8 protein-coding genes are annotated in these 6,579 nt (G+C 40.4%); 4 read left to right on the top strand and 4 right to left on the bottom strand.

The window, feature by feature from the left end; all coding sequences use genetic code 11:
• The 3 genes from AC1DV1_RS30930 to AC1DV1_RS30920 all read left to right on the top strand — a co-directional run.
• On the top strand, positions 1 to 1,696 hold a 1,696-nt coding region (locus AC1DV1_RS30930), incomplete at its 5' end, for an ATP-binding protein (RefSeq protein ID WP_477368590.1).
• Between the two features lie 110 nt (positions 1,697 to 1,806).
• Positions 1,807 to 2,277, top strand: coding sequence for a ferritin-like domain-containing protein (locus AC1DV1_RS30925; protein ID WP_477368587.1), 471 nt, complete (start codon positions 1,807 to 1,809; stop codon positions 2,275 to 2,277).
• A gap of 10 nt (positions 2,278 to 2,287) precedes the next feature.
• Complete coding sequence (locus AC1DV1_RS30920; protein WP_477368584.1) at positions 2,288 to 2,617, top strand: hypothetical protein; 330 nt, start codon at positions 2,288 to 2,290, stop codon at positions 2,615 to 2,617.
• Here the strand turns inward: AC1DV1_RS30920 and AC1DV1_RS30915 are convergent.
• Entirely contained in the window at positions 2,607 to 2,996 is a 390-nt protein-coding gene (locus AC1DV1_RS30915; RefSeq protein WP_477368582.1) for a hypothetical protein, read from the bottom strand. The genes AC1DV1_RS30920 and AC1DV1_RS30915 overlap by 11 nt on opposite strands.
• Before the next feature lie 182 nt (positions 2,997 to 3,178).
• Here AC1DV1_RS30915 and AC1DV1_RS30910 point away from each other — a divergent pair, with 182 nt between their 5' ends.
• Entirely contained in the window at positions 3,179 to 4,660 is a 1,482-nt protein-coding gene (locus AC1DV1_RS30910) for an ATP-binding protein (protein WP_477368579.1), read from the top strand.
• On the opposite strand, the gene AC1DV1_RS30905 is transcribed toward AC1DV1_RS30910, so the two are convergent.
• From AC1DV1_RS30905 to AC1DV1_RS30895, 3 genes are all read right to left on the bottom strand, one after another.
• Positions 4,657 to 5,439, bottom strand: coding sequence for a DUF6438 domain-containing protein (locus tag AC1DV1_RS30905; protein ID WP_477368576.1), 783 nt, complete (start codon positions 5,437 to 5,439; stop codon positions 4,657 to 4,659). The two genes, AC1DV1_RS30910 and AC1DV1_RS30905, sit on opposite strands and share 4 nt — an antisense overlap.
• A gap of 29 nt (positions 5,440 to 5,468) precedes the next feature.
• Entirely contained in the window at positions 5,469 to 6,101 is a 633-nt protein-coding gene (locus tag AC1DV1_RS30900) for an HAD family hydrolase (RefSeq protein WP_477368573.1), read from the bottom strand.
• A gap of 261 nt (positions 6,102 to 6,362) precedes the next feature.
• A partial coding sequence (locus AC1DV1_RS30895; RefSeq protein WP_477366656.1) for a transposase occupies positions 6,363 to 6,579 on the bottom strand: 217 nt, incomplete at its 5' end.

Below are 6,579 nucleotides of genomic sequence, written 5' to 3'. Positions count from 1 at the left end.
GGGCATAAATGATGCTGCCGAAGCATTAATATCCGGTCTTGATTATTTTTATGAAGATGACAGGCAAATCGCGGCTGATAAAATGTTACCCGCTATACTGGAAAATGGCAAATGGAGTGGTGAAATAAGATACAGGCATTTTAAAACAGGCGAACCGATACCGGTATATCTCAATTCGTTCCGAATAAATGATAGTTTTTCTGATAACCCTATTGGCCTGGCAACTGTAGCCCGCGACTTGAGGCCCGAAAAAAACGCCCATAATGAACAGTATAAATTATTAACACTGATTGACCACAGTTCGGATTTTGTAAGCCTATCCGACCTGGATGGCAACGTGAGTTATGTTAATGCGGCGGGGAGGATAATGTTAGGTATAAAAAGCCAGCAGGACCTGGAGCGGCACAACAGCGAGTATTTAACGAAAGCCGAGTTGGTTAAACTGGTTAATAAAGTGAACAAGGKCTTGATGAAAGATGGCAAATGGTCGGGCGAGATCAGTTTTAAACATTTTGAAACGGACGAGGCAATCCCTGTATATGGAACAACAATGCTGGTTTATGATTCGGTTACCGGTAAACCGCAGGGCCGCGCTACCATAGCACGTGATATGCGCCGCGAAATTGCCGACAGGCAAGAACTAAACGAGCAGATTAAGCAGTTTGAGTTTGTTACCGATTTTATGCCCGTACAATTATGGACAGCCACTACAGATGGTAATATTGATTACGTAAACCAGCGTACAACAGATTATTTTGGAACAGGCCAGGAACAGATAATCGGCACATCGTGGCTAAACCTGGTGCATCCCGAAGATACGGATGGATGTGTTGCCGCTTGGACATCGTCCATTAAAACCGGAAATATATACCAATATGAGTTTAGGCTGCTCGATAAAAACCGGGTTTATAAATGGCACCTTGCCCAGGCATTGCCTTTTGTTAACGACGGGAAAATTGTTAAATGGTTTGGTACTAATACCGATATAGATGAGCAAAAGCAGCTTCAACGTCAAAAAGATGATTTTTTAGGTATCRCAAGTCATGAGTTGAAAACGCCGGTAACCAGTATAAAAGCTTACGCGCAGGTGCTGGGGGCAATGCTTACCCGGGAGGGTGAAACTAAGAAGGCAGAAATGGTAGCAAGAATGGATGCCCAGGTAAACCGACTTACCAATTTAATAGGCGATTTGTTGGATGTTACCAAAATAAACTCGGGCAGGCTACAATTTAACAAGGTATGGTTTGATTTTAACCAGGCGGTTAAAGAAACGATGGATGATTTGCAGCACACCACAAAAAAACATAAGCTGGTGGCCGATTTTACCGAAACCGGCCAGATTTACTCGGATAAAGACCGCATAAGCCAGGTGATCACCAACCTGATAACCAATGCAATAAAGTACTCGCYGCATACCGATCAGATAATTGTAAGCACCCGGCTGAAAAATAACGAAGCTATTGCTTGTGTGCAGGATTTTGGCATAGGCATTCCCGATGATAAAAAAGACAGGGTATTTGAACAATTTTACAGAGTCAGCGGCGACAAGCAGCATACCTTCCCTGGTTTGGGATTAGGATTATACATCTCGTCAGAAATAATTAAGCGCGAAGGCGGTAGGATGTGGGTAAACAGTGTAGAAGGCAAAGGATCCACTTTTTGCTTTGCTTTACCGGTTGATGGGAACGAGCAATAAATTTCCATTTTGACTAACAAAAGGTTTTGACATTGAATACAAACTGCCCGATACAAAAACTGAAACATTAACTCTCATATAATGTTGTGTTTATATAATATATATAAGCCATGGGAGTATTACAGCATATCCAACACCAGATCTCGGCACTAAATGATCTGATCAAAATAAATAACGACCGCATCGCCGGTTATCAAAAAGCATCGGATGATTCGACAGACAATGACCTGGTTTTACTGTTCAACGAATATGTTGATCAAAGTAAAAACAATGTAAGCGAGTTAAAAGAATATATACTATTTCTAGGAGGCCAGCCAACTGATGGCACTACGCTATCGGGTAAATTTTATCATACCTGGATTAACTTGAAAGCCGTGCTTATCAATAAAGACAGGCAGGGTATATTGGCGGACTGCGAATATGGCGAAGATGTGATCATCAAGGCATACAGAAAAGCACAGGACGATAAAGAGCTTATTTGGGAAGACGATAAAGTAGTAAATCTTTTAGCATGGCAGTTGGAGGGTTTTAAAACATCGCACGAAACTGTTAAGGCATTACGTGAAGCTGTAAACATTTAACTGTTTTACTATGAATAGCTCCGATCATTCCTTCTTTGATGAGTATAAACCATTACACGTGCCTCACGAATATTCGACTTCGGCATGCGTGCAAAACAACGTTGTGTTTGCACTTGCCCAGTTAGGAGAAGCAACGGCGGGTGAAGTTGCCGCAAAACTAAGCCTGCTTGAACCAGGCACCCACCCCGATACCCATCAAAAAAATGCCGATGATATACTTAATTACCTTTTTGATAAAGGGTTGATAAAAGCAAACAATGTTGGTGGCCAATTAGCCTTTAATTTAAGCAAGATCAGGGAAGCTAACTCCGGCAAAGCCGATAGTCTTTTTAAGGATTAACCGGAGTTATCGGCTTAGCCGAAATGATGCTATCTACAACAAATACGCTAACGCCCCTCCATGGCAGGGTATGGAGATATTCTTTATAATGCAGCTCCAGKTACGATCCGGCATTGTTGTTTAGTTGTTGCGCTACCTTTTCATCTGTTACCGAAAACATAAATTCGTTTGAAGCTATACTTCCCTGCGCTTGCGTACGTATACCGTTTTGTATCAGCCTGCCTTCATAGGTTTTGAAAACATATCCTTTTTTTACAAAATAATTCATGGTGCCCGCTTTGGCACCCTCTCCAAAAACAAAATAAAAACGATAGTAAAAAAAACCTGCAAACAGTAACAATACAATTAATAAAAGAATTACCCTGGTTTTGATCTTCATGGATGGTGTTTTAAATTATTTAAAGCTACAAAAAGTTGAGATGCAGCGTACTATAAATCAAATAAAAATGGCCTTTGGCTCGCGGTTAYTTCCTAAAGGTTAAATAAAAAATTTATTATTAATAATTACCCATATTGAGTTTAAACTCTAACTTTATCTGACTTTATCTAAAATTAATAAAAATGCCCGCCGAACTATCGCCTGTTTTGCCAGATGAGATTTTCAAAATCATATTCGAAAAATCGCCGGGCTCGCTGTTGGTAAAGGCCGATGCACCGCATTTTACAATTATGGCTGCTAACGAAGCCTATCTGACCATAACAAACGCCACCCGCGAACTAATTATTGGCAAAAGTTTTTTCCGGGTATTTCCAGACGATGATGATGACCCCGAAGATGAAACCGGTGCCCGTAAAACATTTGCCAAAGTAATACAAACAGGTCAAAAAATTGATATCCCAAGCTATCGTTACGATACCCGCGACCCGGAAACCGGGGATTACCGGGTAAGGTATTGGTCATGCAGCAATGTGCCATTTAATGGCCCCGATGGTAAGGTTGCTTATATTTTAAATACTATTGCCGAAATAACGGGCGAAGTAAACGCCAAAGAAGCTGCTATAGAAAGCGAAAACCGGTTGCGGCTTGCCGCCGAGGCTACGGGCTTTGCAACTTTTGATTGGGATTTTAAAGACGAAATAAGGTTGTGTTCGCCACAGTTAGCCGAATTATTCGGTCATCCGGCAGGCAGCAGGTTATCATCAATAGAAGCGTTTCAAAAGCAGGTGCTGCCCGAAGATAAACAGGTAATAACTAACGCCTTTAATGAAGCCCTAAAAACCGGCATTTATGCGTATGATATAAGAGTGATTTGGCCCGATAGCAGCATCCACTGGTTAAGCGTCAAAGGTAAACTAGTTACCGGAGAGCGGCAAAAACCTGTCAGAATGCTGGGTACCGTTATTGATATAAGCGAAGTAAAGCGAGATGAGATAAGAAAAAATGATTTTATAGCCATGGCCAGCCACGAGTTAAAAACGCCATTGACTTCCATTAAATCATACATCCAGGTACTTTCAAAAAAATTAGCTGCAAATAATGATGCTTTTGTTGATAATGCTTTAAGTAAAGCCAATAACCAGGTTAATAAAATGACGGATTTGATTCATGGTTTTCTCGATCTTTCAAAGCTGGAATCGGGCAAGCTGCAGCTTAAACCGGAATTGTTTGATATGAACAAGCTTTTAGGCGATAGCATTGCCGAGTTGTTGCTGTCAACCTACAGTCATACCATAATTTTCAATGACTCAAATATTTTAACCGTCACCGGAGATAAAGAAAAACTTGGCCAGGTTATTGGTAATTTTTTAAGCAATGCTGTAAAATACTCGGCCAAGGGAACCAAGATTATGGTTAACAGTACCATCACCGATGGTTTTGTAATTGTAGCGGTTACTGACGAAGGAGTAGGCATCAAATTAAAAGATCATAAGAAGGTGTTTCATCGTTTTTACCGGGTTGATAACGAAAAAATAAAAAATGTCTCCGGCTTCGGCATAGGTCTTTACCTGTCAGCCGAGATTGTTCAAAGCCACAAAGGTAAAATTTGGGTTGAAAGCACCGAAGGGGTGGGTTCCACGTTTTATTTTAGTATCCCATTTTAATGGCCAGTGTTTACCGGCGTTAATTTTACCCTTTTATAGGACGATAGCATAAATTGCACCAGGTCGGTCATATTTAACGGTGGCTGATTGGTAGTAACGCTCAGTTTCTTTTTGTCGTTTTCAAAATCAATTTCAAAATAATAGCTAGGTGCATCAACTACCTGGTCTTGTTGCTGCCAGCCGTACATTTTTTTGAGTTCGCTATGCTTAAGCCAATAATTTAAGGTATCAAGCTGAGGCCTGGATAATTTTGCTGTAAACTCGCCTTTATAAGGATCGGCATACTCCCCTCCCCTTAAGTGATAATCGCCATTTGGCGAAATTTTGATTTCAAGCTGTGGGCAATCTCCGTGACAGGTTGACGATAAAAAGCGTATGGCAGAGAATTTAACATCTTTATCATAACTGTTTTTAAAATTGGTAAACTCATAAGTGCCCGGGCCAGCCAGCTTAACGGCGTTCGAGTCGATAGCTTTGATATAAAGCCGGCTTTGCGTCAGGTTCCTTATCAAAAATTTAAAATTGGTTTTGTGTTTAACCCTAAAGTTATCAGCGCTTGATGTATAAACATCAGTCATGATCAATGTATCTTTTACAATGGCGTAATGACTTTTGAATTTATCGCTTCCAACAAAATTAAAGTTGACACGGCCTTTCTGAAAATAGAGATGCCCCAGGTCTTTATTAATCCAACGGATAGAATCCAGTTGTACTTTTTGAGCGTGCAACCCGCCAAAAACAATAACAAATGCAAATAACAAAAAGCCGCGCTTTATCATTTAGTATAMTTATGAAATGCAGATTTGCTTTACAAATCCATATAATAGGATGTTAACGACGGAAAATCATTAAACTTGTGTTCGTAGTCATTAGTTTTTCCAAATCCGTAGCTCACAAATATAAAAGGTATACCTGCCAGGCGTGTCTGCTCCGCGTCACCTTGTGTATCGCCCACATATACCGGCGCTTTAAGCCCATGTTTTTCAATCAGCAAATGCATATTATAGTTCTTGGGCATGTTGTTTTCGCCATAAGCTATATAATCGGTAACATAATCGCCAATGTTTGCCCATGCTATAAATAGCGGTATAATGCCGACAGCGCAATTACTCAGCACAAAAACTTTATATTTTGTTGCCAATAATTTCAGCCCATCTATAACGCCTTCGTACATATTGCCACCACTTTGTGGTAATATCTGCCTCCTGGTTTCATTTACATCCATGTAAATTCCCTGAGCTATATTATCTTCAAAATCAGGCAATATGGCCTTGGTTAGCTTACTTCCCTCCATTCCGATAAGCCCCAGCAGTTCGGTACGGTTTATCACTCTATCTATAGCAAGTTTTTCAAAAGTTAAATTCCATGATGTGGTGTAAGTGTCAACGGCATCCCAAAGGGTTCCGTCCATATCAAAAATGAGGCTATCAGGCTTCTGCATATATAATTTTCAAGGGTTTTTGCTAAGTTGTAAAATTAAGCTTAGGTATGAAAACGAAGTTCATACTTTCTTCATTATTAATCCTCACTTTTGAAATGTGATAAGGTTAATGTGGGCCAGCTTAGCAGGAGGTTGGTTCCATAGAGGTCTCCGCCGTAATACGCGGGGACTTTTTTATTTTATGCCAAATCTGCTCTATAGCGCCGTGCGGCACTTCCAAATGTAGTTTCGGATCAGTCGGAAAAGTTGGGGGGGCGATCCTCAGGCATATATTTTGGCAAGCCTGAATAGGAAGAAAGTAGTATCTCTTACTCCTCTTAAAGTAGCTCTAAAAGCTTTTGCCTTAGCATTAAATGATTCGGCTGAAGCATTTGTACTTCTGTTGTCGAAGAAGTTTAAGATAGACTCATAATGTGTTTGTACAGATTTAGATACGGTTTTAAAAGACTCAATTCCTGCATCTTCTACATCATTATAC

It is taken from the genome of Mucilaginibacter sp. P4_D1 (genome assembly GCF_056401935.1).
Note: the sequence above shows the minus strand (reverse complement) of the source record. Positions and strands in the feature narration are given on the sequence as shown.

Coding starts and splice junctions, on each gene's coding strand:
- AC1DV1_RS30920 (WP_477368584.1), top strand. CDS start 2,288: ATGAATAGCTCCGATCATTCCTTCTTTGATGAGTATAAACCATTACAC.
- AC1DV1_RS30905 (WP_477368576.1), bottom strand. CDS start 5,439: ATGATAAAGCGCGGCTTTTTGTTATTTGCATTTGTTATTGTTTTTGGC.
- AC1DV1_RS30910 (WP_477368579.1), top strand. CDS start 3,179: ATGCCCGCCGAACTATCGCCTGTTTTGCCAGATGAGATTTTCAAAATC.
- AC1DV1_RS30900 (WP_477368573.1), bottom strand. CDS start 6,101: ATGCAGAAGCCTGATAGCCTCATTTTTGATATGGACGGAACCCTTTGG.
- AC1DV1_RS30925 (WP_477368587.1), top strand. CDS start 1,807: ATGGGAGTATTACAGCATATCCAACACCAGATCTCGGCACTAAATGAT.